The organism is Cognatishimia coralii, assembly GCF_037478305.1.
GTDB lineage: Bacteria > Pseudomonadota > Alphaproteobacteria > Rhodobacterales > Rhodobacteraceae > Cognatishimia > Cognatishimia coralii.
Genome location: NZ_JBBGAZ010000004.1, coordinates 71,574 through 96,039, shown reverse-complemented (window position 1 = coordinate 96,039; position 24,466 = coordinate 71,574). Strand labels below are relative to the sequence as shown.

Genomic DNA, 24,466 nt, shown 5'->3' with positions numbered 1-24,466 from the left:
AGCCCGAGCGTACCGCGACAAGCAAAAACACAACATGTGGTGTTTATTTTTCACCCACCAACAAAATGCAGGCGAAATGCATCACCCTGACCATTTGACCTTCGCGGCCTTTGCGTTAATTTGTCGTGGAAGAATCTGGGGAAAACCTGTGACTAAATTCGTGAACCTCGTCAAGCTCTCGGTCGGTACCGAGTCAGTCGACTCACTCGCAATCTGGCAAACTATGCGCGCCGCTGAGCGCCCCGACAGCCTGCCCCGCCACGTCACCCGCATGTGGCCCAAGCGCAAGGCAGAGGTTCTAAACGGCGGCTCGATCTATTGGGTCATCAAAGGTTCCATTCAAGCCCGCCAAAAGATCCTGCGCTTTGATGAGGTCATCGGATCAGACGGCATCCGCCGCTGCGCCATCGTGCTGGACCCCGAACTCATCCGCACGCAATCCACTCTCAAACGCCCCTTCCAAGGCTGGCGCTACCTCAAGCCCGAGGACTCCCCCATGGATCTCCCGAAAGGGCGCGATCAGGAAGAGCCGCTCCCTGCCGAACTCGCCAGCGCCTTGGCCGAAATCGGGATCCTCTGATCGTTCTCTCGCCGACAATATCCCGGGGTGAGACCGCAGGTCGAGGGGCAGCGCCCCTACGCCCCCATCCCAATATGCGCCAGATAGGCGGCGGCCACATCCTTGGGATGCGAAATTAACCCCATATGCCCGACACCCGCCAAGGTCTGCCTTTGCGCACCAGCAATCTTTTCCGCGAGTGAATCCTGAATAGGTTTCACAATCGGATGGCTCTCGGCCCCATCCATCAACAGGGTCGGCACCGAGATCTCTGACACGCGGGACAAGATATCAGCGCTGTCCTCAATCAAAGTCTCATTGGCCCCGACCACCAGAGGCATTCCGGCGGCCATCATGTTGCGCATCTCCTCAGGCAACATCTCCCAAGGCATGCCTCCGCCCCAATCCTGCACAAACCGCTTGGCCGCACCCTCATGGTCCTGCGCGGCCATAAGACCATCCAGTTCTGCCATTTCAGAAAACCGCGCTGCATAAACCTCTGGATCAAACTCACGCGCGGCGGCAAAGAAGACCGGTTCGTAAAGCGACAGGCTCAGCACCTTTTCAGGATGCTCCACCGCAAGGCGCAAGGCGACATAGGCCCCGAAACTATGTCCAAAGAGATGCATCGGCGTCTCAATCACCTCTGCCGCCCAGGCCACCGCCAGTTCAGCGGCTTCTTCTGGCCGCGCAGGTTTAGGGCTTTTGCCATGCCCAGGCAGGTCCATGGCCTGCATCGTCACATAGGGATCACAGGCCTTCGCGACCCCACCCCACGACCCGGAATGGGCCAGTGAGCAATGCAGCGCAAAGACAGGGACCGGACCGTCTCCGAAGGTCCGGACAAAGGGCGTCGTCATGTCGCGAGGCCTTTAAAGCTTGCCTGACAGATGCAGATCGAGATCCTCAAGGCGATCTTGCCCCCAGAAGCGCGCGCCATCATCCACCACATAAAACGGCGCGCCAAAGGCACCTGCGTTCACGGCATCCTCAAGGTTCTGCGCATAGGTTTCTGCGCCTTCCAGAAGGCCGCTTTCTGCCAAGGCAGGATCAAACCCAGCCGCCGCCAGACATTCACGGATCACATCATCCTCGGCGATGTTCTTTTCTTCGGCCCACACCGCGCGGGTAAAGGCATGGGTGAGCGCACCAAGGTCGCCTCCGCCCGCATTCTGCGCCGCGATCAAAGCATAAGAGGACGGCGCCATATTGGTCGGCCAATGCGCGGGCTTGAGGTTAAAGGTCATACCCAGCTTTCTAGCCTGACGCGGCAGTTCCTGCGCACGGTATTCCTGCCGCGAGATATGGCGATCTTTGGGAGGCTGTCCACCGGTACGAGCAAATTGCTGCAGAATATCGACGGGCTTATACGTGATCGTCGCCCCGTGTTTGGCGGCAATTTCCTCAAGCCGTGTCCCGGCAAGGTAAGTATAGGGCGAGATCGTCGCGAAATAGTAGTCGATATGTGGCATTTGACCCTCCTGTTAGCGCAGTCATCTTTGCCAAAAGCTAACCACATGTTAAGGCGTGCGCAACGTCACGAATCTGTCATCTGACCTCGGGGAACTGCCTCTATGCCCACCACCATGGAACCCAAACTCATCACCGGAAATGCGAACCAGCCTTTGGCCAAATCCATCGCGCGTCGCATGTCCATTCATCGCAATTTGGGACTGGTGGACGCGCGGGTCGAACGGTTCAACGACGGCGAGATTTTCGTCGAAGTCTTCGAGAACGTGCGCGGCGAGGATATGTTCATCATTCAGCCGACATCAAACCCGGCCAATGACAACTTGATGGAGCTTTTAATCATGTCCGACGCGCTGCGCCGGTCATCAGCCAAACGCATCACCGCCGTGATCCCTTACTTTGGCTACGCCCGTCAGGATCGTCGCGCCAAGGCGCGGACGCCGATCTCTGCGAAACTGGTCGCCAATATGCTGGTCGAAGCCGGTGTGGAGCGGGTTCTGACCATGGACCTGCACGCGGCGCAGATTCAGGGGTTCTTTGATATTCCGGTGGACAACCTTTATGCGTCACCTGTGTTTGCTTTAGACATCATGCATCAGTTCAAAGGCAATATGGACGACATCATGATTGTCTCGCCTGACGTGGGCGGCGTGGCGCGCGCACGTGAGCTGGCGAAGCGGATCAACGCGCCGCTGTCGATCGTCGACAAACGTCGCGAAAAGCCCGGCGAGATTGCGGAAATGACCGTGATCGGTGATGTGACCGGCAAGAAATGTATCATCGTGGACGACATCTGCGACACGGCAGGCACATTGTGCAAAGCGGCTGAAGTTATTCTGGAGCACGGCGCAACCGAAGTGCATGCCTATATCACGCACGGCGTTCTGTCCGGGCCAGCTGTCGACCGCGTCACCAAATCCGTGATGAAAAGCCTCGTGATCACGGACACCATCCAGCCAACCGAGCCTGTCAAAGCTTGCAGCAATATCCGCGTTCTGCCGACCGCCCCGATCTTTGCGCATGCGATCCTGAACATCTGGAACGGCGCATCCGTCAGCTCGTTGTTTGAAACAGAGACGCTAGAAGCCTCTTACGAAGGGCTTTTCACCTAAAGCCTTTCACGGGGGGCTCTGCCCCCCACGGAAATCCGTGATTTCCGCCCCCCCGGGATACTTCTGGCAAGAGAAAAACGCGGGCGCTAGACGTCCCAATTGTCCTCGTCTTCGACCTCGCCAAAGGCAATCCAGCTCATGCGGACGCGGGCGACTTGCGTATCTTGCCAGGTCTTAAAGACCAGATCAAAGCCTGTTTCATCGACACTATCCGCTGTCAGATCCGCGCGCAGGTTCGCGCCGTTGCTGACGTCCCAGAGTGACAGGGACACATGGACCGCAGGTGTGCTAAGGTAATTTTCGGAAAATTTGACACGCTTGCGACGTTCGCGTGGACCAGAGCTGACCCACATGTCGCCGCCGGTGTCATAGTCGGAAAACAGCTGCTCTTCGCCCTGATCAATACCTAGGGTCTTGCCTCGAAGTTTTTTCATGTTCGTCCCCACAAACTAGGGGAGATTTAGCCTGTTTTCCACACCCGTGTAAATAGAAACGGGCCCCGTGATTGCTCACGAGGCCCGCTCTTGAAGTTTAGCAAAATCAGATGCTTAGAGCCGCTTTCAGCGCTTCCATGTCGGCGAGGTTTTTAGCCGCCGCGTCTTTGGTTTCCGCAGAAGCGCTTTCCGCCGCTGCTGCTGCTGTTGCGATCAGACCGTCGATCAGCTCGGCTGTGACATCGCCAGTTGGGATGGCTTGCTCGGCCAGAACGGACGTGCCTTCTGCGTTGATTTCCGCAAAACCACCGGTCACGGCATAGGACTGAGTTCCGCCCTCTGCTTCTACGCTCAGGATGCCCGGGCGCAGGGTGGTGATGGTTGGTGCGTGATCAGGCATCGCGGTCATGTCACCATCTGCACCTGGGATCTGCACGGCAGAGGCTTGCAGGGATGCAAGCGCGCGTTCCGGGCTGACCAGATCAAATTGCATGGTGTTTGCCATTGAGGCCTCCTTTCAGAGAGGCTCTGCACACGGGGCGCAGAGCCGGATCTCTTGATTAAGCAGCTTCCGCAGCCATTTTCTCGGCTTTTGCGATCACTTCGTCGATGCCGCCAACCATGTAGAAGGCGCCTTCTGGCAGGTGATCGTATTCGCCGGCAACAACCGCTTTGAACGACGCGATGGTGTCTTCCAGAGGAACCTGAACACCGTCGGAACCGGTGAAGACCTTCGCAACGTCGAACGGCTGAGACAGGAAACGCTGGATCTTACGCGCACGCGCAACGGTCAGCTTGTCTTCCTCAGAGAGTTCGTCCATGCCGAGGATCGCGATGATGTCTTGCAGGGATTTGTAGCGCTGCAGGATACCTTGAACCTCAAAGGCCACGTTGTAGTGCTCTTCGCCCACAACGGCTGGGTCCATCAGACGGCTGGAGCTGTCCAATGGGTCAACCGCAGGGTAGATGCCCAGCTCGGAGATCGCACGGTTAAGAACCGTGGTCGCATCCAAGTGCGCAAAGGTGGTTGCTGGTGCAGGGTCGGTCAAGTCGTCCGCTGGAACGTAAACCGCTTGGATCGAGGTGATCGAACCGTTCTTGGTGGAGGTAATCCGTTCCTGCATCGCACCCATGTCGGTTGCGAGGGTTGGCTGGTAGCCCACCGCGGAAGGAATACGACCCAGAAGCGCAGACACCTCGGAACCCGCTTGGGTAAAGCGGAAGATGTTGTCGACGAAGAACAGAACGTCGGTACCGGATTGGTCACGGAACTGTTCCGCCAGGGTCAGACCTGTCAGAGCAACACGTGCACGCGCACCGGGAGGCTCGTTCATCTGGCCGTAAACCAGCGCAACCTGAGATTCCTCAAGGTTATCAGGCTTAATAACGTTGGATTCGATCATCTCGTGGTAAAGGTCGTTACCTTCACGCGTACGCTCGCCCACACCCGCGAATACGGAGAAGCCAGAGTGCACTTTCGCGATGTTGTTGATCAGTTCCATGATGAGAACGGTTTTACCAACACCCGCACCACCGAAGAGGCCAATTTTACCACCCTTCGCGTAAGGCGCGAGAAGGTCGATAACTTTGATGCCGGTCACGAGGATTTCAGACGCGGTGGACTGCTCTTCGAAAGCAGGCGCCGGCTGGTGGATCGCGCGGGATTCGGTTGCGTTGATTGGCTCACCTTCGTCCACAGGCTCGCCAACAACGTTCAGAATACGACCCAGGGTCGCGTTACCAACTGGAACGGTGATTGGGCCGCCGGTGTCGGTGACCTCTGCGCCGCGGACAAGACCTTCGGTCGCGTCCATCGCGATGCAGCGAACAGTGTTTTCGCCCAGGTGCTGGGATACTTCCAGAACCAGGTTCTTTCCATTGTTGTCTGTGTTCAGAGCGTTCAGGATTTCCGGCAGGGAATCTTCGAACTGAACGTCGACAACGGCGCCGATGACCTGTGTCACCTTACCTTTTGCATTTGCCATGTTACGTCTCCGGTTCTTAGAGCGCTTCAGCGCCCGAGATAATTTCAATAAGCTCGTTGGTGATCACAGCCTGACGCGAGCGGTTGAACTCGATGGTCAGCTTGTCGATCATGTCGCCAGCGTTGCGGGTCGCGTTGTCCATTGCGGACATCCGAGCACCCTGCTCTGACGCGCCATTTTCCAGCAGAGCCGCAAAGATCTGTGTTGCGACGCCGCGCGGCAGCAAGTCGGCCAGAATGGCTTCCTCACTTGGCTCGTAGTCATACAGAGTGCTTGCGCCTTCATCCTCTGCCGCCTCAAAGGCCGCAGGGATGATTTGCTGAGCGGTTGGGATCTGAGAGACAACGTTCACGAACTTCGCGTAGAAGATTGTCGCAACGTCGAACTCGCCGCCGTCAAAGCGTGCCAGAATGTCCCGCGCGATGTCTTGTGCGTTGTCATAGCCGACGTTTTTAACTTCGGTCAGGTCCACATGGCCAACAAAGCTGTCGCCCAGATCGCGTTTGATTGCGTCACGGCCTTTTTTGCCAACGGTCAAGATCTTGACGGTCTTGCCCGCAGCTTGAAGCTCTTCGGCTTTCGCACGCGCCAGTTTGGCGATGTTTGAGTTAAAGCCGCCGCAGAGGCCACGTTCTGCAGTCATCACCACCAGAAGGTGGGTCTGATCAGAACCGGTGCCCGAAAGCAGCTTTGGTGCAGAGTCGGAACCGCCAACAGAGGCCGCGAGACCACCCAGAACGGCGTTGAACCGTTCTGTGTAGGGACGCGACGCCTCGGCAGCTTCCTGCGCGCGGCGAAGTTTCGCCGCGGCAACCATCTGCATGGCTTTTGTGATCTTCCGCGTGTTTTTCACGCTGTCGATCCGGTTTTTAAGGTCCTTCAGACTAGGCATGGTCTGAACTCCTTATGCGAAGTCTGCGGCGAATTCGTCGAGCGCTGCTTTGATCTTGTCTGCGGCGTCGCCTTTGATCTTCTGATCTTCTTCAGTGATCCATGCGAGCAGGTCAGCATGCTTGCCACGCAGGTGCGCCAGCAGGCCTTGCTCGTACCGGCCAACGTCTTTCACGTCGACAGTGTCGAGGTAACCGTTGGTACCTGCGAAAATCAGGCAGACGATTTCAGAGTTGGTCAGTGGCGAGTACTGAGGCTGTTTCATCAGCTCGGTCAGACGCGCACCACGGTTCAGCAGCTGCTGAGTTGCGGCGTCAAGGTCGGAACCAAACTGCGCGAACGCAGCCATCTCACGATACTGAGCGAGGGACAGTTTAACTGGACCTGCAACAGAAGACATCGCTTTGGTTTGTGCCGAGGAACCAACACGGGAAACCGACAGACCGGTGTTCACCGCTGGGCGGATACCTTGGTAGAAGAGTTCAGTTTCCAAGAAGATCTGACCGTCGGTGATCGAGATCACGTTGGTTGGAATAAACGCGGAAACGTCACCACCTTGGGTTTCGATGACTGGCAGCGCTGTCAGAGAGCCTGCGCCGAAGTCTTCGTTCAGCTTCGCGGAGCGCTCCAGCAGACGGGAGTGCAGATAGAAAACGTCACCAGGATACGCTTCACGGCCCGGTGGGCGACGCAGAAGCAGGGACATCTGACGATATGCAACCGCTTGTTTGGACAGGTCATCATAGATGATCAGAGCGTGCTTGCCGTTGTCACGGAAGTATTCCGCCATCGCAGTTGCCGCGTAAGGTGCGAGGAACTGCATTGGTGCAGGGTCAGATGCGGTCGCAGCCACAACGATCGAATATTCAATCGCGCCGGACTCTTCCAGCTTCTTCACCAGTTGCGCAACAGTGGAGCGCTTTTGGCCAACCGCAACATAGACGCAGAACAGTTTCTTGCTGTCGTCGTCGCCGGCTGCGTCGTTGTAGGATTTCTGGTTCAGGATGGTGTCCAGAGCGATCGCAGTTTTACCGGTCTGACGGTCACCAATGATAAGTTCACGCTGGCCACGGCCGATTGGGATCATCGCGTCAACGGATTTCAGGCCGGTCGCCATTGGCTCGTGCACTGATTTCCGTGGGATAATGCCAGGCGCTTTCACGTCTGCAACGTTACGTGCTTTGGCGTCGATTGGGCCCTTACCGTCCAGCGGGTTGCCCAGACCGTCGACAACGCGACCCAGCAGCTCTGGGCCAACTGGAACGTCAACGATGGAGTTGGTGCGCTTAACAGTGTCACCTTCTTTAATGTCACGGTCGGAACCAAAGATAACAACACCAACGTTGTCGCTTTCCAGGTTCAGAGCCATCCCCATGATACCACCAGGGAATTCGACCATCTCACCGGCCTGAACATTGTCCAGACCATAAACGCGGGCGATACCGTCACCGACGGAAAGCACACGGCCAACCTCGGCAACTTCGGCTTCCTGACCAAAGTTCTTGATCTGGTCTTTCAGGATTGCCGAGATTTCGGCTGCTTGGATACCCATTATCCGACCTCTTTCATTGCATTCTGAAGGGAATTGAGCTTGGAGCGGATCGACGTATCGATCATCTTCGAGCCCACCTTAACGACGAGACCGCCGATGAGAGATTCATCAACGGTCGCATTAATTTTGACATCCTTGCCAACGCGCTCTTTGAGCGTCTTGGCCAGTTTGTCAGATTGAGTCTTCGTCAGAGCCTTGGCTGAGGTGACATCTGCGGTCACTTCGCCTTTGTCCTCTGCCACCAGATCACGCAGACGCGCAACCAGCTGAGGCAGAACGAACAGACGACGGTTCTCCGCCATCAAGCTCAGGGTGTTGGTGAGCACATCGTCCAAGCCCATTTTCGCAGCAACCGCTGCAATGGCCTTGCCCTGTACGTCACGGGAATACACCGGGGAATTGATCAACTCGCGCAGGTCTGCGCTGTCTTCCAGGGCTGTGCTCAAGGCATCAATGCCTTTTTCGAGCTTAGCAACACCTTTGGACTCTTTTGCGATCTCGAAAACCGCAGTGGCATAGCGCGCGGCAATGCCTTGTGAAATCGAAGCTGGTTCGGACACGTCCACCCTTCCGATATTTGGCCTCGGTATACCGCTGCATGCAGCCTCCGAGGACGTTTGTCGTTCCGACGCAAATCAGAACGTTGAAATCTTGGCGGGGTGTATCAGAGGAGTCCTAAGCTCGCAATATTGTTTCGCATCCGCAGCGAGGGAGAAAAACACTAAGTTTTTAAGGCGTTGACGCAGGTGCGACCCTTTGACTGATTTTTGGTAATAAAATTTCGCACGAAAATCGGCTTAAAAGGCGATTCTCTGGGCGAAATTTTCCAATTTGGATCGCGTTTGTTTGCGCTCACCTACACTTTGATCTGATCGCGGCGACTTCTGGCTTGGGCGCCAGGATCTCAAGCGGCTTGCGCACTGCTTCGGCGACACCACCGCTGGGCGCTTTCATGCGTTTGCTCGCCTCAACCATCAAAACGCCCCCGGCCAACACCGGCGACAAAGCCTGTCCGGTGTTTTCCCAAAGTCGGCTGGTCTTGCGCCAGAACCTCTTGTGGCTCGGCGGCTGATACAGCGTCGTGCGGTGACGTTCCGGTGTAAACCCGTGGCGTTTAAGCTGCGCCTCAAGCTGGCTGGTCGAATAGGGCCGCCCATAGCCAAAGGGCGTGCGATCTGACCGAGACCAAAGCCCAGACCGATGCGGCACAATAAAGAGCGCACGACCGCCGGGCCCCAAAGCGCGGAACGCTTCTTCCAATAATTCGCTTGGACTTTCGCTGTTCTCCAACCCATGCATCATGACAAGCCGGTCGATCCGCCCCGTATCAATCGGCCACTCAGTTTCTTCACACAGCACCGAGACATTCGGGATCCCCGCAGGCCAAGGCATCACGCCCTGAGGGGCCGGCATCAACCCAATCACACGGCGTGCCTCTGGCAAATACGGGCGAAGCAAAGGCACTGCGAACCCAAAGCCCACGACAGTCTGTCCTTTAGCGGTCGGCCAGAGTTTCAGAACTTCGTCCCGCACAGCCTTTTGGGCCGCGCGCCCGAGGGTGCTTCGATAATAGAAATTCCGCAGATCTTTCACATCGAGATGCATTGCACCAAAGCGCCCAATCTGAATAACTGGCTTCAACATAATGGGTTTGTGCCATGTGTGAACCGGTGAAACCCAATAATTCCAAAAGAAGAGATCGCCATGCCGCTGGAAATCGTAACGCTGCCCACGTTGACCGGGTCGATGAACAACTACAATTTCCTGATCCATGACTCAAAAACAGGCCAAACCGCGCTAGTGGACGCCCCCGAAGACGACGGCATCGCAGCGGAACTCAAACGCCTCGGCTGGGGATTGGACGTGATCCTTCTGACCCACCATCATTGGGACCATATCGACGGGGCGGCCGCTCTTTCCTCTGAGTTTGACGCGAAGATCATAGGCGCCGCCCAAGACGCGCATCGCTTGCCGCCCCTCGCGCAAGAGGTCAGCCCGGGCGAGTCCTTTGACCTCTTTGGCCGCGAGGTTCAAGTCATTGACGTGCCCGGCCATACGGTCGGACATGTGGCCTTTTACATGCCCAGCGAAAACGCCCTGTTTTCGGGTGACAGCCTTATGGCACTCGGATGTGGTCGTTTATTCGAAGGCACACCGGCCCAAATGTACGACACGCTGACCAAACTCTCGGGCTTGCCTGCGGACACCGTGATCTATTCCGGCCACGAATATACCGCCGACAATGCGGCCTTCGCGATGACCATCGAACCCGGCAATGAGGCGCTCCAGAATCGTGTCAAAGCCGTCAAACAGGCGCGCGCCGCAAACAATCCCACCGTGCCCTCGCTATTATCCGAGGAACTGGCAACAAACCCCTTCCTTCGAAGCACCAGTCCCGAAGTGCAGGCCACCGTCGGCCTCACAGGCGCAGATCCGGTCGCTGTCTTCACCGAAGTGCGAAAAAGAAAAGACAATTTCTGAGCAATTCTTTAACCCTGCAGTTGTTGCCTTTCTGCAAAACCTCTGTCAGCCTTATATATAAGACAATAACGTCGGCACCCTGCCCCGGCTGCCGCCTATTGAGTGCAACCTAGAGCAAGCGCGTTTTTAGTCATTTTGTCGCCTAACACACGCGCCTCACGCAAAATGTGAGCACTAAATTCCAGAAAAGCCTTGAAGCCGGGCCTAGATCGACCAAACTTTAAGAGTATCGGGTTTAAACTTTGCGTGGCCGTTGCCCAATGACCCACGCGGCCCAAAGCACCTAGCGGAAGGAGTTCGAGCAGTGCCTTCATTTTCGACCACTTTGGAAAAGGCGATCCATGCAGCGCTGGCGCAAGCCAATGAGCGCAAGCACGAGTTTGCCACCCTGGAACACCTTCTCTTCGCCCTTCTGGACGAACCGGACGCCCTGCGCGTGATGCAGGCCTGCAGCGTCGATGTCACGGAACTGCGCCAGACGCTGATCGAGTTCATCGATGAGGATCTGTCCAACCTCGTGACCGACATCGAAGGATCCGAGGCCGTGCCCACCGCGGCCTTCCAGCGTGTCATCCAACGCGCCGCGATCCACGTGCAGTCCTCGGGCCGCACCGAGGTCACCGGCGCCAACGTTCTGGTCGCGATCTTTGCAGAGCGCGAAAGCAACGCGGCCTACTTCCTGCAGGAACAGGACATGACGCGCTATGACGCGGTGAACTACATCGCCCATGGCGTGGCCAAGGATCCGGCCTTCGGCGAAAGCCGCCCAATCACCGGCTCTGACGAAGAGGACGAGGATGAGGGGCTGCAAACCTCTCACAAATCCGAGCCCGATAAGAAAGAGAGCGCGCTGGAAAAATACTGCGTCGATCTCAACGCGAAATCCCGCAAAGGCGACGTGGACCCTCTGATCGGCCGCGACCACGAGGTCGAGCGCTGCATCCAAGTCCTCTGCCGCCGTCGCAAAAACAACCCGCTTTTGGTGGGCGATCCGGGCGTTGGCAAAACCGCCATTGCCGAGGGCCTCGCCCATCGCATCGTGAACGGCGAAACACCCGAAGTTCTCGCCTCGACCACGATCTTCTCGCTCGACATGGGCGCGCTTTTGGCAGGCACCCGCTATCGCGGTGATTTTGAGGAACGCCTGAAGGCCGTTGTGACCGAGCTCGAGGATCACCCAGACTCCGTTCTGTTCATCGACGAAATCCACACCGTGATCGGTGCGGGCGCGACCTCTGGCGGCGCGATGGATGCCTCCAACCTGCTGAAACCTGCGCTGCAGGGCGGCAAGCTGCGCACCATGGGTTCCACCACCTATAAAGAGTTCCGCCAGCACTTTGAGAAAGACCGCGCCCTGTCCCGTCGTTTCCAAAAGATCGACGTGAACGAGCCCTCTGTGCCCGATACCATCAAGATCCTGAAGGGTCTGAAGGAATACTTCGAGGATCACCATGCGGTGAAATACACAGCCGACGCGATCAAAACCGCTGTCGAGCTATCTGATCGCTATATCAACGACCGCAAGCTGCCCGACAAAGCCATCGACGTTATCGACGAAGCAGGCGCGGCCCAGCATCTGGTCCCGGCCTCCAAGCGGCGCAAAACCATCGGCACCAAGGAAATCGAAGCGGTTGTGGCGAAAATCGCCCGCATCCCGCCGAAGAATGTGTCCAAGGACGATGCCGAGGTTCTCAAAGATCTCGAGAAAACGCTCAAACGCGTGGTCTTTGGTCAGGACACCGCCATCGAGGCGCTGTCTTCCGCGATCAAACTCGCGCGCGCGGGTCTACGCGAGCCTGAAAAACCCATCGGCAACTACCTCTTCGCTGGTCCTACCGGTGTGGGTAAAACAGAGGTCGCAAAACAGCTCGCTGACACGCTGGGTGTGGAGCTGCTGCGCTTTGACATGTCCGAATATATGGAGAAACACGCGGTCTCCCGCCTGATCGGCGCGCCTCCGGGCTATGTTGGCTTCGATCAGGGTGGTCAGTTGACCGACGGCGTGGATCAGCATCCGCATTGTGTCTTGTTGCTCGATGAGATCGAGAAAGCGCACCCCGATGTCTACAACATCCTGCTGCAGGTGATGGACCACGGCACGCTGACCGACCACAACGGGCGCACGGTGGATTTCCGCAATGTGATCCTGATCATGACCTCCAACGCGGGTGCAACCGAGCAGGCGAAAGCCGCCATCGGCTTTGGCCGCGACCGACGCGAGGGCGAGGATACGGCGGCCATCGAACGCACCTTCACGCCGGAATTCCGCAACCGTCTGGACGCCGTCATCAGCTTTGCACCGTTGCCAAAGTCGGTGATCCTGCAGGTGGTCGAGAAATTCGTGCTGCAGCTTGAAGCCCAGCTCATGGACCGCAACGTCCATATCGAGCTGACGCCAAAAGCCGCCGAATGGCTGGCCGACAAAGGCTATGACGACAAGATGGGCGCGCGTCCGCTAGGCCGCGTGATCCAGGAACACATCAAAAAGCCACTCGCCGAAGAGTTGCTCTTTGGCAAGCTGGCCAAAGGTGGTCTGGTCAAAGTCACGGTCAAAGCAGGCGAGCTGCACCTGAAACTCGATGGCCCGGAAAAGCCACGCATAGCAGGCGACAAGCCACCGCTTCTGACGGCGGAGTAGCGTAAGATACGAAACGCAACCGCCGCGCAGCTCGCAAGAGCTGCGCGGCTTTGCTTTGCGAGACCCGCGATACCCGACGCAAAACACTGGACAGATCGCAGCATCTCGCCCACCCTCGCCTCATATCAGTCACGAGGGGTCACTATGTTCAAAAGACTACTGTTGCTATTCACCCACGCCGGCGCTTTGGCCGTCGGCTTTGCACTTGGCATCTACCTGCTCCCCATCCTGACTGCCCCGCCCTCGCCCGACGCGGATATGCTCGAAGAAAAGGCCCAAGCAGCGCTCTTCTCAGCCGAATTCACCCGCGACTTGCGCGGCAGCGATTTCCTGCATTGGGGCGAAGGCAAAGTATCCGTGACTGCGGAAAGCATCGTTCACGAAGGCAAAATGGCGCCGGGGCCGGACTATAAGCTCTATCTCACCAAGGATTTCGTTGAACACGAAGACGAGTTCAATCCGATCAAATCCGAGGCGGCCCTCGTTGGCGACATCAAAAGCTTTGGCGGCTTTCTCGTGGACGTTCCGCAGGGCGTGAACGTCAGCGACTACACCACCGTTGTTGTCTGGTGCGAAAGCTTTGGCGAATTCATCACATCCGCCAAATACCAGTGATTATTTCTCAGTAAACTTCAGCTCGATGCGGCGGTTCTTGGCCCGCGCCTCACGTGTATTGGCCGTATCGATCGGCTGATACTCCCCAAACCCGTTGGCCGACAGGCGGCTCGGCGGCAAGCCCATTTGCTCGGACAGCAGGCGCACCACAGACAAAGCACGCGCCTGAGACAGCTCCCAGTTGTCCGCAAACTCGGGGTTATTGCGGATCGGAATATTGTCGGTATGACCATCGACCTGCAAAACCCAGTCGATTTCTGGCGGGATCTGATCCGCCACATCCTGCAACAGGCTCGCCACGCGGGCAATCTGCGCCACACCCTCACCACTCATCTCCGCGCCACCGGGCGGGAACAGAACCTCGGACGAGAACACAAAGCGGTCGCCCACGATCTGAACCCCTTGGCGGTTGCCCAAAAGATCACGCATCCGGCCAAAGAACTCAGAGCGATAGCGTTCCAGATCCTCGGCCTCGGCGGCCAGACGCGCGGCCTCTTCTTCCAAACGTTTGCGCTCTGCTTCCTCAAGCTGACGACGACGGCGCTCTTCGGCAGCCGCACGCGCCAGCGCTGCGTTCAAATCGCGCCCCAGGGTATCGAGTTGCACCTGAGCCTCAGCATCGCGCTCTAGGCTTTCATCCAACAGCCCCTGCAACTGGTTCAACTGACGGCGCAGCTCCAGAACCTGCTGGTTCAACAAGGCCACCTGCTTCTCGCCCTCAGTGGCCCGCGCGCGCTCATCCTCCAACGCTTGGTTCGCCAGCGCCAACAAACGCTCACGCTCTTCAGCTGCCGTCAGCGTGGTATCCGCCGCACTCTCCGCGGCTTCGCGCGCTGCAATCGCCGCTGCGAGCTGACGCTGGATTTCTTCCTGATCCAAAGCCGCTTGTTCAGCCGCTTCCTGCGCCGCCAAGGCGCGCGCGAGCTGTTCCTTCAGATCCGCCTGCTCATTGGTCAATAGCTCTATGTTCTGCTCAATCGCAATCCGTTCCGCCAAAGCTGCCGCCAGACGGTCCTCAAGGTTCTCGACCGTGTTCTGAGAGGCCAGCCTCTGCGCAATCGCCTCTTCCAAAGCCTTGCGCAAATCATCCGAGGTCTGCCCCGCCTGCTGCGCCGATTGCTGCGCCACCAAAGCCGCCGTGAGTTGCTCTTCCAGAGAGGCCACCTGCCCCGCCAAAGTCTCGCCACTTCGCTCCGCCGCCGTCGCGCGGTTTTCCGCGGCCAATTGCGCGGCCAAAGCCTCTTGCAGCCGCGTTTCCAGATCCGCGTTCACCGCCGTCAGTTCCGCATCGCGGGCCGCAGCGGATGCCTCAAGCGCCGCCAAGCGCGCGTTCAAATCCGAGAGCCGACCCTCCAATTCCGTGCGCGTGTCTGTGGATTGCGTCTCGGTGCGAGCCAATTGCGCCTGTGTCTCTGCCAAAGCCTGACGGGTCGCGGCCAGTTGCTCTTGGCTGACGCTTTCATTGGCCTCGGATGCCGCAAGGCTCGCCGTCACCGCCGCCAACCGCGCCTCAAGATCCTCTATCGTGACCGCGTTCTGATCCACCTGCAGCAGGGCCGCCGTCAATTGCGCCGTCGCGGAAGCCAGCTCATTTTCCGTCGATAGCCGGTCATTCCGCGCCTGCTCCAGATTGGCCAGAGCTGCCGTCAAATCCGTCTGCAACCGCGCCACATCCTGCGTTAGGGTCTCGCCCGTCTGATCAGCTTGCTCAAGGCGCAGCAAAGTCGCCGCCAGTTCCTCAAGCGTCTTCTCGGATTCCCCTTGCGTCGTCTCAAGCGCCAGCAGTGCCTTGGTCAACTGGCTCTCCAGATCCTCTTCCTTCACCAGCGCCGCCGCCAGTTTCAGATCCAGATCCTCGCGCGCCTTCTCGGCCGCTGCCAAAAGCGTCAGAGTTTCTTCCGCCGCCTTACGTTGTTCTTCCAAGGCGAGCGTCAGCGAGGTCAGCTCGGCATCCGCCTCCTCCAGCCGTTTTCGCAATTCCTCTGCCGCCGCAGCCTCAGCCAGCTTCGCAATTTCCTCTTGGCTTAGCTCGGCCTGCAATTCCTCGATCCGCGCAGCCAATGCCGCACTTGCGTCCGCATCCTGCGCGGCTTCGGCCTCAAGCTGCGCGATCATTGTCTCGAGCGCCTCGCGCTGTGCCGCCGCCAGCCGCGCGGCTTCCGTTTGCGCGTCGATCTCATCGCGCGCCTGCGCCAAAGCCAGGTTCATCGCCTCTTGCTGGGTCAGCAATTCTGCCTTTTCGCCCTCAAGCGTTTCAATCGCGATATTGGCTTCATTCTGCTGCGCAATCAGCGCCGCGACCTGCGCCTCAAAGGCTGTGATCTGCGCCTCATAGGCCACCAGTTGATCGCGCGCGTCGTTGCGTTCCGAAATCAGGGACGCAATGAGCAATGCGTTGGTCTCGGCCTCGGCTTGAGCATCTGACAGCGTGGATTCCAGCGTTCCAATCTGCGCTTCCAAATCACGATTGCGATCCCGCGCCAGACCCAATTGCTGCGCTAAGGCCGAGAGTTCCGCCGAAAGCTCTCCAAGCTGGTTTTCCTGCCCTGTGATGGTTTCCCGCAGCACATATTGAAGCACCATGAAGATCGTTAGAACGAACATCAGGACCAGCAAAAGCCCCGTCATCGCATCCACAAAGCCGGGCCAGATCTGAGCCTGAAAACGTTGACCAGTGCGCCGCGACAGAGCCATGACTTAGTCGTCCTGCCCCGGGTGGATCCGGCGTCGGCCCTTGCCAGATTGCGACAAGACACCGATGGCCTGTGTCAAAGCATTCAGGTCCTGACGGATCTCGGACATGCTTTCCTGACGGCCCGCGCTGATTTCTTCCAGAATACGCAACATTTGAACGTCGATCGACCGCAAACGCATACGGCTTTCCGCATCCACACCTTCGCCTTGATGCATCTCGGACAAGGTTGCGATCAAGCGTTCCTGCCCCTCGGCCACCCGGATCATCGCCGTGCCCGCACCACCGTCACGGCTCATCTGCGCGGTCAGTTGGTTGAGCGAATTCGCGAGGTCTCCGATCTGATTTTCGATGACGGTGCGCCGCTCCTCGGATTCCGCAAATGTCGTCTGAAGGCGATCCATCTGCAGGATCATATGCTCAAGCGCTTCGCCAAAAATCGACGCCTCACCCGAACCATCCATATCGCCCGAAGAAAAGCCAACGCGGGTGATCGTTGAAAGCCACTCTTCCATCTCTTGGTAAAAGCGGTTCTGTGCGTGGCCCGCGAAGAGTTCGAGCAGACCAACAATCAGCGACCCCGCAAGACCCAGCAAGGACGAGGCAAAGGCAATCCCCATGCCGCCCATTTGCTCTTCAAGGCCACTTTGCAGGCGCACAAAGACATCCGCACCGGTCTCGCCATCCTTGGGCGTCAGGCTGCGGATGGTTTCCACAATCGCCGGAACCGAGGTCGCTAGACCATAAAACGTGCCCAAAAGCCCCAAGAAAATCAGCAAGCCCGTGATATAGCGCGTGATTTCCCGTGCTTCATCAACCCGCGTGCCGACCGAGTCCAGAATGGACCGTGTCGAGGCCGTAGAGATCTGGCTCTGCGCCCCACGGGCCCGCAGCAAAGACGCCAAAGGCGCGAGCAGACGCGGCGGTTGGAACATATCGTGTCCGGGGATCTGCGCCGCAAAGCCTTCGATCCAGCGCACCGAGGAAATCATTGAAATCACTTGCCAAAAACAAGCGAATACCCCGATCAGAAATACAAAGACGATGACCCCGTTAAACCAGGGATTGGCGATAAAGACCGGCAACACCCGCGGCAGGGCGATGTAGCTGCCGACAGCAGTTAACGCCAAAACGGCCAGCATCGAGAAGATCTGGCTAATCGGTTGCGAGAATTGTGGCTCGGCCTCGCGGTCTGGCAGCTCCATAGAGGCGGCTCCTGACACTGTTTCTTTTCTGCCGACACCCTACTGCGCGCGCAGCATCCTGCCAAGGATTATTGGTTTATTGCGCAATTAACTAGCCAACTGACGCACACGGGTCGACAACCAGTTCAAATCTGCGTCCTCAATGCCCAAATTGGTCAAATGCGCGGCGGTATTGTATAGATATTCCGTGTTGGGCCCACGCCCCCCGACAGCGGTCGAGATAATCTGCGCCTGTTCTTCCAGATCCAGATGCACATATTGCACATGGTTTGGGTCGATCACATAGGTCACGGCCTGCACGCGCCGCCCATCGGCGAGATCAATCATCAGATTGGCTTCCAGATAGGCCGAAGACACAAGCTCCCGCTCCCGCAATTCCGCCAGCGCGGCCTCCTCGCTCCCGGGGGTCACCCGAAACGCCACCCCGTGACAGACCGCGCCCTCAGCGGCATCCAGCGCCAGGACCAGCCCCGGATGCTCATCGGTGCCACGATGGTGGATCGAGGACATGCAAAAGCTGCGGTGCCAATCGGGTAACGTCGCCACGACCTGCTCGGACACATCAATGCCCGGGTTCCACAAAAGCGATCCATATCCGAAAACCCAAAGCGTCATTCTTGCCCCATCACTGGCCTATTCCTATCTGCGTGTTTAAACACCAAAGCGACGAAGAGAAAAGGCCGCCGACATGAGACCATTGCTTTACCTGATCGTGACCCTGACACTGGCGTGGTCGGGCTATTGGTTCGTGGCCTCTTCAGGGACGAAGGCAGGGCTTGAGGCCTGGTTTCAGGCGCGCGAGATTGAGGGCTGGCAGGCAGAGTACAGCGATCTGTCCGTCGGGGGCTTCCCCAACCGCGTTGATGCCAGCTTCACCGAGATCGCCTTGGCCGATCCAGATACGGGTCTGGCCTGGTCCGCGCCGTTCTTTCAACTTTTGGCGCTCAGCTATCGACCCAATCATGTGATCGCAGTCTGGCCGAACGAGCAGGTGATCTCGACGCCTGACGAAAAGCTGACCGTGACCTCTGCCAAGATGCAGGCATCCTTGGTGGTCGCGCCCGAGGTCTCATTGCCCGTAGAACGCAGCAACTTTGCAAGCGGGACATTGGCGATCTCGTCCGATGCCGGTTGGAGCATGCAAGCCGATAGTCTGCGCATGGCTGTGCGCGCGGTCGAAGGGGCTGAAAACCTCTATGACTTCGCCTATCAGGCCGAGGGCGTCGCCCCGCCGAGCTTTCTGAAAACCTCGGTTCTGCCTGCCAAGATGAGCGCCATGGATCTGGACATGCAGGTCGGGTTTGACCGCCCATGGGACCTGCGCGCCCTGGAGGACCGTCGCCCACAACCAACCACCCTCACGATCCGCACTGCGAAGGCCGCATGGGGAGACCTGTCCTTCCAGATGGCCGCAGACCTGACAATGGATGAGGTCGGCTCGCCGACCGGAGAGGCCACGCTTCGGCTGAACAACTGGCGCGACATGATGGCGATGCTGCGCGAGAGCGGTCAGGTGGCCTCGGCATCTTTGGACACGGCCGAGCCGGTCATGGCGCTGCTCGCGAGCCTCTCGGGATCGCGCGACGATATCGATGTGACGCTGAGGTTTGCCAATGGCGCGGCCTTGGTTGGCATCATCCCAATTGGAACGGCCCCAAAGCTGACATTACGCTAAGCCGTGCCCTGCGCCGGTCCGGGGGCGGCGCTCTGCATTTTCAGTATGCCACTTTATCCGGCCAAATCCGCGAGACATCAGTTGATCACGTAAACGCTGGAAATTGCGCCGGCCCATGGGGCCGGTCCGGCGCAGGGCACGGCGGGCCTTGGGCCCTTGATTCCGTGCCATGGGCTTACCGACAATACGCCCCACCCCGATGGTTCGCCGTGTCAAAATGGAAATGATCGCGGTGATGGCGATCTGACTCTGGCCCCAGAACCGTCCCAAAGGGCCCGCAAGCCGATTTATGCAGATCCCGCAGAACGCGCCCTTTGCGCCCAGATCCCCAGTGGTCAATCAGCGAGATCACCTCTCCGTTCTCGAACCTGAACTCCGCGATATCAATCGCCTTGCCCTTGCCATGCTCGGAAATCTTCGCCCCCGGCTTATGGTTCCGCGTCCGGCAGGAATAGCCCGCGACGATCTTAAGTTCCTCGACCTCCGACCGCATCGGCCGCACCGCCCGCGCCATACCGCCTTCGACCCAGGACTTAAACGTCTTGGCCGTATCGCAATTCATCGAGGCTGGTGTGCTGAGCTTCACCCCTGCAACCTCATAGACCTTCACCGCATTGCGAATGCCACAGCCCGGCAGCTTCCCCGGCACGTTGCCGATCTCTAGTCCCTGGATCTTGCGATCCCCACAGACACGCCCAACCCGCGTCGAGGTCGCGCGTCGCACAGTTTCGGGCTGTTTGGGAGCGGGACGCGCGCTCGCATAGGCGGACCCCGGCCGAAGCATCGGCCTTAACGAGCGATCCGGCGCGAAAGTCGGCAAAGCCACCGGAAAAACATCCTCTCGCGCGACAGGACGCAGAGACGTATATGGCGCATTCGCCTGCGCCATTGTCACTGTCACCAACAAGGCCAAAAGCCCTGTTTTTAAACGCATTAAGTTGCCTTTCCGCGCCCAAAATCTGGCGCATCGGTGTCTTGCCCTGCTTCGATAATACCACGGCGAATGGACCGCGTCCGCGTAAAATAGTCGTGAAGGTGATCCCCGTCGCCCCGACGGATCGCCCGCTGCAAGGCAAAGAGCTCTTCGGTAAAGCGCCCAAGGATCTCAAGCGTCGCGTCCTTGTTGTTCAGGAACACATCCCGCCACATCGTCGGGTCAGAGGCCGCAATCCGCGTGAAATCCCGAAAACCAGAGGCTGAGTATTTGATGACTTCGCTTTCGCTTACTCGACGCAGGTCATCGGCAACGCCGACCATCGTGTACGCAATAAGGTGCGGCGTATGCGAGGTTACGGCGAGCACCAGATCATGGTGATCGGGATCCATTTCCTCGACATTTGACCCAAGCCCTTCCCAAAAGGAGATCACCTTGTCGACCGCGACACGATCTGCGTCCGCAGGCGGCACGATCAGCGACCAGCGATTGTCAAAGAGCTCGGCAAACCCAGACGTCGGGCCCGAATGCTCTGTGCCTGCCAGCGGGTGTGCGGGGACGAAATGCACGTTGTCGGGTAAATGCGGTGCGACATCCGCGATCACCTGCCGTTTGACAGACCCTACGTCGGAAACGGTTGCTCCGGCCTTAAGATCCGGCGCGATTTCCGCAGCGACTTGTCCCATGACACCCACAGGCACACAGAGCACCACCAGATCGGCGTCTTTGACCGCCTCGGCAGCAGAGTCAAAAACCTGGTCACAGAGGCCGATCTCACGCGCCGTCTCACGCGTTTCCGCAGAGCGCGCATAGCCTGTGACCTCAGCCGCCAGACCGCCGCGTTTGATCCCCCAAGCCATGGAGGACGCAATCAAACCCAATCCAATCAGGGCAACGCGATTGTAAATCTTGGTCATGCCTCCACCCTTTTGAATTGCTTGACCGTATGGGCCACACGGCGACAGGCCCGCTCATCGCCAATGGTGATGCGCAGGCAATTCGGCAAGCCATAGCCGCCCACTTTGCGCACCAGAATACCCTCAGCTTTCAATGCCTCATCGCAGCTGTCCGCCTCTTCAGGTGACGCAAAGCGCGCGAGGATAAAGTTCGTGAAGCTTTCGTCGACCTCGACACCCGCGGCACGCAAAGCCTCGCTCAGCCACGCGCCAAGACGCGTGTTTTCGCTTCGGCACCAGCGCATGAACTCTTGGTCGCGCACGGCCGCTTCGGCGGTTTGCAATTGCACGTCAGATAGGTTGAACGGCTGGCGCACACGATTGAGCACATCGATGACCTCTTTGGGCGCATAGCCCCAACCAATGCGCAAACCGCCAAGCCCGTAGATCTTGGAGAACGTCCGCGTCATGATCACGTTACTGCGCGCTTCAACCAAAGCCGCCCCACCATCATAGCCTTCGACGAACTCGGCATAGGCGCCGTCCAGCACCAACAGGGCGCTCGCAGGCAGCCCATCCGCCAACCGCGCGACTTCATCCGCCGCCAGCATCGTCGCCGTCGGGTTGCCGGGGTTCGCGATAAAGACGATCCGCGTCTTAGCGTTACAGGCCGCGAGGATCGCATCCACATCCACAACGCGCTCTTTCTCGGCCACCTTCACAGGGGTCGCGCCGCAGGCGTGCGCCAGGATCGGATACATGGAAAACCCATGCTCGGTGTAGATGATCTCATCACCGGGGCCCGCAAAACTCTGCGCCACGAATTGCAGCACCTCATCCGAGCCCACGCCACAGACGATCCGCTCGGCATCCAGCCCATGCACCTCGGCAATCGCAGCCCTTAACCCCGCGTGATCCGTGCCCGGATATCGATGCAACGCAAGACCGGACTGCGCGAAGGCGGCTTTAGTCGCCTCGCTGGGTCCATATGGGTTTTCGTTGCTGGAGAGCTTAACCACCTCGGTGACGCCGGCAAGCGCCGACTGACCGCCCTGATAAAGCGCGATTTCCATGATCCCAGGCTGCACGTTGATCTGTGTCATAACACGTCCTCACATTCGCCCTTGTTGTAGAGCGCAGCCGAGACATAGGAAATGCCAATTCGGCGTGAAGAGAAGCTCTGCGACATTTTTTGCGGCAAACTTAATACACCCGCCGGTCAACTGAATGACACATATTGAAAGATTTCGCCCGCAAGTGCCCGTTCCTTAGGCTCTGAGATGATGAAACAGCCCCGTTTATGACAAAAACTGTCGGAAACTGCGGTTTTTACCCCGATTTCTTTTGAAAACTTGCCTTTTTGACCCATATCACCCTTAGGAAATTTAACTTGGGATAGACATGGAAAAGGCACTCTCTCGTATTCAAAAATTCATGCAGATGGAGGCCAGTGCGGGACTGGTATTGATGGGCGTCGCGGTGCTTGCGATGATTTTTGCAAACACCGGTTTGGCGGGGCTTTATACCTCGGTGCTGGACACCAATATCCGCGTTGGAATCGGGTCGTTTGAGATCTCAAAACCCGCCCTTCTGTGGATCAACGATGGCCTTATGGCGATCTTCTTCTTCCTCATTGGTCTTGAAATCAAACGAGAGGTTTTGCTTGGCGAGCTCTCGAGTTTTGACAAAGCTATTCTGCCGATCTTTGCCGCCATCGGTGGTATGGCCGTGCCCGGCTTGGTCTATGTGGCGATCAACTGGGGCACACCAGAGAACCTTGTGGGCTGGGCGATCCCTGCGGCGACAGACATTGCCTTTGCACTGGGTGTTTTGGCCCTTCTGGGCACCCGCGCGCCGGTTGCACTCAAGGTGTTCCTGCTGGCAGTAGCGATCATCGACGACCTTGGCGCAATCATCATCATCGCGATCTTTTACACGTCGGAACTCTCGACCAACGCGCTAACCTTCTCGATGCTGGGCTTTGCGGCAGCGGTTGCCCTGAACCGCATGGGGATCCAGCGGATCGCCCCATACATAATCATAGGCGTGATCATGTGGGTCTTTGTGCTGAAATCAGGCGTCCATGCGACCTTGGCAGGCGTTTTGATCGCCCTCACCATTCCGCTCAAGGAAAAGAACGGCGACAAGGCGCTGCTTTATAAAGTCGAGCACGCGCTGCACCCTTGGGTGGCATACATGATCCTGCCGATCTTTGCCTTTGCCAACGCGGGCGTGAGCCTGACGGGTTTGTCCGTCAGCGACCTCACACAGCCTCTAACCTTCGGCATCGCGGCTGGCCTCTTCCTTGGTAAGCAGATCGGCGTTGTGGCCGCGACATGGATCGCTGTGAAAAGCGGCATTGCGAAACTGCCCGAAGGCATCAACTGGCTGCATCTTTACGGCGTCGCCTGCCTGACCGGTATCGGCTTTACCATGAGCCTCTTTGTCGGCTCGCTCGCCTTTGGCGCAGATGACGCGATGAACGCTGTGCGTCTGGGCGTAATCTTTGGCTCTGTACTCTCGGGCATCCTTGGCTTTGTGGTTCTGCGCAGCATGGCCCCGAAGCAGGTCAAAGCCGCCGCGTAAGACACAGGCACCTAAAAACGAAAAAACCGCGCTGGAATTCCAGCGCGGTTTCTTTTTCGGATATCGGCGAAGGATTAGTTCTTCGCGTAATATTCAACAACCAGGTTTGGTTCCATCATCACTGGGTATGGAACGTCAGACAGGCCTGGCGCGCGTACGAAGGTCGCGGTCATTTTGGAGTGATCTGCGTCGATGTAGTCAGGCACGTCGCGCTCTGGCAGCTGAACCGCTTCCAGCAGAACTGCGAGTTGCTTGGACTTGTCACGCACAGAGATCACGTCGCCTTCTTTGACACGGTAAGACGCGATGTTCACTTTCTTGCCGTTTACTTCGACGTGGCCGTGGTTCACGAACTGACGTGCTGCGAAAACGGTAGGTACGAATTTCGCGCGGTACACAACCGCGTCCAGACGGCGCTCGAGCAGGCCGATCAGGTTTTCACCGGTATCGCCTTTTACACGCTCAGCTTCGCCGTAGATGCGACGGAATTGCTTTTCGGTCAGGTCGCCGTAGTAGCCTTTCAGCTTCTGCTTTGCGCGCAGTTGCAGGCCGAAGTCAGACATTTTGCCTTTGCGGCGCTGACCGTGCTGGCCTGGGCCGTATTCACGACGGTTAACTGGGGATTTTGGACGACCCCAGATGTTTTCGCCCATCCGGCGGTCAATTTTGTACTTGGCAGCAGTTCTTTTTGTCATCTGCTGATCTCCTTCGTTCAGGTTTTCGAAGGGCGTTGTCCTCTTC

At 58.1% G+C, this 24,466-nt stretch carries 23 protein-coding genes; 7 read left to right on the top strand and 16 right to left on the bottom strand.

Annotated features, from left to right (window positions below; translation table 11 throughout):
* The first annotated feature begins 148 nt into the window (after window positions 1-148).
* Window positions 149-580: a DUF1489 family protein gene (locus WG622_RS09280; protein WP_339403343.1), complete on the top strand. Its 432-nt coding sequence runs from the start codon at window positions 149-151 to the stop codon at window positions 578-580.
* A 56-nt stretch (window positions 581-636) separates the two neighbouring features.
* Here the strand turns inward: WG622_RS09280 and WG622_RS09275 are convergent, their stop codons facing one another.
* Both WG622_RS09275 and WG622_RS09270 read right to left on the bottom strand, forming a co-directional pair.
* Window positions 637-1,419 carry an alpha/beta fold hydrolase gene (locus tag WG622_RS09275; protein WP_339403342.1) on the bottom strand — a complete coding sequence of 261 codons (783 nt, stop codon included), beginning with the start codon at window positions 1,417-1,419 and terminating at the stop codon, window positions 637-639.
* Between the two features lie 12 nt (window positions 1,420-1,431).
* On the bottom strand, window positions 1,432-2,031 hold the full coding sequence (locus WG622_RS09270) for a 2-hydroxychromene-2-carboxylate isomerase (protein WP_209357209.1): 600 nt from the start codon (window positions 2,029-2,031) through the stop codon (window positions 1,432-1,434).
* 102 nt (window positions 2,032-2,133) lie between these two features.
* Here WG622_RS09270 and WG622_RS09265 point away from each other — a divergent pair, with 102 nt between their 5' ends.
* On the top strand, window positions 2,134-3,141 hold the full coding sequence (locus WG622_RS09265; RefSeq protein ID WP_209357210.1) for a ribose-phosphate pyrophosphokinase: 1,008 nt from the start codon (window positions 2,134-2,136) through the stop codon (window positions 3,139-3,141).
* A gap of 86 nt (window positions 3,142-3,227) precedes the next feature.
* Here the strand turns inward: WG622_RS09265 and WG622_RS09260 are convergent, their stop codons facing one another.
* The 7 genes from WG622_RS09260 to WG622_RS09230 all read right to left on the bottom strand — a co-directional run bounded on the left by WG622_RS09260 (window position 3,228) and on the right by WG622_RS09230 (window position 9,608).
* Window positions 3,228-3,575 carry an H-type lectin domain-containing protein gene (locus tag WG622_RS09260; RefSeq protein ID WP_209357211.1) on the bottom strand — a complete coding sequence of 116 codons (348 nt, stop codon included), beginning with the start codon at window positions 3,573-3,575 and terminating at the stop codon, window positions 3,228-3,230.
* A gap of 106 nt (window positions 3,576-3,681) precedes the next feature.
* Complete coding sequence (locus tag WG622_RS09255) at window positions 3,682-4,080, bottom strand: F0F1 ATP synthase subunit epsilon (RefSeq protein ID WP_209357212.1); 399 nt, start codon at window positions 4,078-4,080, stop codon at window positions 3,682-3,684.
* Window positions 4,081-4,135: 55 nt separating this feature from the next.
* Window positions 4,136-5,560: a F0F1 ATP synthase subunit beta gene (gene atpD, locus WG622_RS09250; RefSeq protein ID WP_339403341.1), complete on the bottom strand. Its 1,425-nt coding sequence runs from the start codon at window positions 5,558-5,560 to the stop codon at window positions 4,136-4,138.
* Between the two features lie 16 nt (window positions 5,561-5,576).
* Window positions 5,577-6,452, bottom strand: a complete 876-nt coding sequence (locus tag WG622_RS09245; RefSeq protein ID WP_339403340.1) for a F0F1 ATP synthase subunit gamma — start codon at window positions 6,450-6,452, stop codon at window positions 5,577-5,579.
* A gap of 12 nt (window positions 6,453-6,464) precedes the next feature.
* A complete protein-coding gene (atpA, locus tag WG622_RS09240; RefSeq protein ID WP_209357215.1) occupies window positions 6,465-8,003 on the bottom strand; it encodes a F0F1 ATP synthase subunit alpha in 1,539 nt (512 codons plus the stop codon).
* The gene (locus tag WG622_RS09235; RefSeq protein ID WP_339403339.1) at window positions 8,003-8,563 is read right to left on the bottom strand and encodes a F0F1 ATP synthase subunit delta; all 561 of its coding nucleotides are present in this window, start codon (window positions 8,561-8,563) and stop codon (window positions 8,003-8,005) included. Before WG622_RS09235 ends, atpA begins: the two co-directional genes overlap by 1 nt.
* Before the next feature lie 292 nt (window positions 8,564-8,855).
* The gene (locus tag WG622_RS09230) at window positions 8,856-9,608 is read right to left on the bottom strand and encodes a methyltransferase domain-containing protein (protein ID WP_339403484.1); all 753 of its coding nucleotides are present in this window, start codon (window positions 9,606-9,608) and stop codon (window positions 8,856-8,858) included.
* 99 nt (window positions 9,609-9,707) lie between these two features.
* Here WG622_RS09230 and gloB point away from each other — a divergent pair, with 99 nt between their 5' ends.
* The 3 genes from gloB to WG622_RS09215 all read left to right on the top strand — a co-directional run bounded on the left by gloB (window position 9,708) and on the right by WG622_RS09215 (window position 13,737).
* The gene (gene gloB, locus WG622_RS09225; RefSeq protein ID WP_339403338.1) at window positions 9,708-10,484 is read left to right on the top strand and encodes a hydroxyacylglutathione hydrolase; all 777 of its coding nucleotides are present in this window, start codon (window positions 9,708-9,710) and stop codon (window positions 10,482-10,484) included.
* A 304-nt stretch (window positions 10,485-10,788) separates the two neighbouring features.
* The gene (gene clpA, locus WG622_RS09220; RefSeq protein WP_209357218.1) at window positions 10,789-13,122 is read left to right on the top strand and encodes an ATP-dependent Clp protease ATP-binding subunit ClpA; all 2,334 of its coding nucleotides are present in this window, start codon (window positions 10,789-10,791) and stop codon (window positions 13,120-13,122) included.
* A 144-nt stretch (window positions 13,123-13,266) separates the two neighbouring features.
* Window positions 13,267-13,737 (top strand): DM13 domain-containing protein, encoded by a 471-nt coding sequence (locus WG622_RS09215; protein ID WP_209357219.1) that lies wholly within the window; start codon window positions 13,267-13,269, stop codon window positions 13,735-13,737.
* Here WG622_RS09215 and WG622_RS09210 read toward each other — a convergent pair whose 3' ends face one another.
* From WG622_RS09210 to WG622_RS09200, 3 genes are all read right to left on the bottom strand, one after another.
* Window positions 13,738-16,431: a peptidoglycan -binding protein gene (locus tag WG622_RS09210; RefSeq protein ID WP_339403337.1), complete on the bottom strand. Its 2,694-nt coding sequence runs from the start codon at window positions 16,429-16,431 to the stop codon at window positions 13,738-13,740.
* Between the two features lie 3 nt (window positions 16,432-16,434).
* Window positions 16,435-17,634, bottom strand: coding sequence for a biopolymer transporter ExbB (locus WG622_RS09205; RefSeq protein WP_339403336.1), 1,200 nt, complete (start codon window positions 17,632-17,634; stop codon window positions 16,435-16,437).
* A gap of 87 nt (window positions 17,635-17,721) precedes the next feature.
* Complete coding sequence (locus tag WG622_RS09200; protein ID WP_339403335.1) at window positions 17,722-18,249, bottom strand: gamma-glutamylcyclotransferase; 528 nt, start codon at window positions 18,247-18,249, stop codon at window positions 17,722-17,724.
* A 73-nt stretch (window positions 18,250-18,322) separates the two neighbouring features.
* Here WG622_RS09200 and WG622_RS09195 point away from each other — a divergent pair, with 73 nt between their 5' ends.
* Window positions 18,323-19,309 carry a DUF2125 domain-containing protein gene (locus WG622_RS09195; protein ID WP_339403334.1) on the top strand — a complete coding sequence of 329 codons (987 nt, stop codon included), beginning with the start codon at window positions 18,323-18,325 and terminating at the stop codon, window positions 19,307-19,309.
* Between the two features lie 175 nt (window positions 19,310-19,484).
* On the opposite strand, the gene WG622_RS09190 is transcribed toward WG622_RS09195, so the two are convergent.
* From WG622_RS09190 to hisC, 3 genes are read right to left on the bottom strand one after another with little or no spacing between them, the layout of a single operon-like run.
* On the bottom strand, window positions 19,485-20,243 hold the full coding sequence (locus tag WG622_RS09190; protein WP_339403333.1) for an extensin-like domain-containing protein: 759 nt from the start codon (window positions 20,241-20,243) through the stop codon (window positions 19,485-19,487).
* Window positions 20,243-21,160: a prephenate/arogenate dehydrogenase family protein gene (locus WG622_RS09185; RefSeq protein WP_339403332.1), complete on the bottom strand. Its 918-nt coding sequence runs from the start codon at window positions 21,158-21,160 to the stop codon at window positions 20,243-20,245. Before WG622_RS09185 ends, WG622_RS09190 begins: the two co-directional genes overlap by 1 nt.
* Complete coding sequence (gene hisC, locus WG622_RS09180) at window positions 21,157-22,242, bottom strand: histidinol-phosphate transaminase (protein ID WP_339403331.1); 1,086 nt, start codon at window positions 22,240-22,242, stop codon at window positions 21,157-21,159. Before hisC ends, WG622_RS09185 begins: the two co-directional genes overlap by 4 nt.
* Before the next feature lie 298 nt (window positions 22,243-22,540).
* Between hisC and nhaA the strand changes: the two genes are divergently transcribed.
* The gene (gene nhaA, locus WG622_RS09175) at window positions 22,541-23,725 is read left to right on the top strand and encodes a Na+/H+ antiporter NhaA (protein ID WP_339403330.1); all 1,185 of its coding nucleotides are present in this window, start codon (window positions 22,541-22,543) and stop codon (window positions 23,723-23,725) included.
* A 74-nt stretch (window positions 23,726-23,799) separates the two neighbouring features.
* Here the strand turns inward: nhaA and rpsD are convergent, their stop codons facing one another.
* Window positions 23,800-24,420, bottom strand: a complete 621-nt coding sequence (gene rpsD, locus WG622_RS09170) for a 30S ribosomal protein S4 (protein WP_209357228.1) — start codon at window positions 24,418-24,420, stop codon at window positions 23,800-23,802.
* Between the last annotated feature and the right edge of the window lie 46 nt (window positions 24,421-24,466).

Excerpts from the sequence above, each read along its gene's own strand:
- WG622_RS09275 (WP_339403342.1), bottom strand. The coding sequence starts at position 1,419 with ATGACGACGCCCTTTGTCCGGACCTTCGGAGACGGTCCGGTCCCTGTC.
- WG622_RS09270 (WP_209357209.1), bottom strand. The coding sequence starts at position 2,031 with ATGCCACATATCGACTACTATTTCGCGACGATCTCGCCCTATACTTAC.
- WG622_RS09265 (WP_209357210.1), top strand. The coding sequence starts at position 2,134 with ATGCCCACCACCATGGAACCCAAACTCATCACCGGAAATGCGAACCAG.
- WG622_RS09260 (WP_209357211.1), bottom strand. The coding sequence starts at position 3,575 with ATGAAAAAACTTCGAGGCAAGACCCTAGGTATTGATCAGGGCGAAGAG.
- WG622_RS09255 (WP_209357212.1), bottom strand. The coding sequence starts at position 4,080 with ATGGCAAACACCATGCAATTTGATCTGGTCAGCCCGGAACGCGCGCTT.
- atpD (WP_339403341.1), bottom strand. The coding sequence starts at position 5,560 with ATGGCAAATGCAAAAGGTAAGGTGACACAGGTCATCGGCGCCGTTGTC.
- WG622_RS09245 (WP_339403340.1), bottom strand. The coding sequence starts at position 6,452 with ATGCCTAGTCTGAAGGACCTTAAAAACCGGATCGACAGCGTGAAAAAC.
- atpA (WP_209357215.1), bottom strand. The coding sequence starts at position 8,003 with ATGGGTATCCAAGCAGCCGAAATCTCGGCAATCCTGAAAGACCAGATC.
- WG622_RS09230 (WP_339403484.1), bottom strand. The coding sequence starts at position 9,608 with ATGCATCTCGATGTGAAAGATCTGCGGAATTTCTATTATCGAAGCACC.
- gloB (WP_339403338.1), top strand. The coding sequence starts at position 9,708 with ATGCCGCTGGAAATCGTAACGCTGCCCACGTTGACCGGGTCGATGAAC.
- WG622_RS09215 (WP_209357219.1), top strand. The coding sequence starts at position 13,267 with ATGTTCAAAAGACTACTGTTGCTATTCACCCACGCCGGCGCTTTGGCC.
- WG622_RS09210 (WP_339403337.1), bottom strand. The coding sequence starts at position 16,431 with ATGGCTCTGTCGCGGCGCACTGGTCAACGTTTTCAGGCTCAGATCTGG.
- WG622_RS09205 (WP_339403336.1), bottom strand. The coding sequence starts at position 17,634 with ATGGAGCTGCCAGACCGCGAGGCCGAGCCACAATTCTCGCAACCGATT.
- WG622_RS09200 (WP_339403335.1), bottom strand. The coding sequence starts at position 18,249 with ATGACGCTTTGGGTTTTCGGATATGGATCGCTTTTGTGGAACCCGGGC.
- WG622_RS09195 (WP_339403334.1), top strand. The coding sequence starts at position 18,323 with ATGAGACCATTGCTTTACCTGATCGTGACCCTGACACTGGCGTGGTCG.
- WG622_RS09190 (WP_339403333.1), bottom strand. The coding sequence starts at position 20,243 with ATGCGTTTAAAAACAGGGCTTTTGGCCTTGTTGGTGACAGTGACAATG.
- WG622_RS09185 (WP_339403332.1), bottom strand. The coding sequence starts at position 21,160 with ATGACCAAGATTTACAATCGCGTTGCCCTGATTGGATTGGGTTTGATT.
- hisC (WP_339403331.1), bottom strand. The coding sequence starts at position 22,242 with ATGACACAGATCAACGTGCAGCCTGGGATCATGGAAATCGCGCTTTAT.
- nhaA (WP_339403330.1), top strand. The coding sequence starts at position 22,541 with ATGGAAAAGGCACTCTCTCGTATTCAAAAATTCATGCAGATGGAGGCC.
- rpsD (WP_209357228.1), bottom strand. The coding sequence starts at position 24,420 with ATGACAAAAAGAACTGCTGCCAAGTACAAAATTGACCGCCGGATGGGC.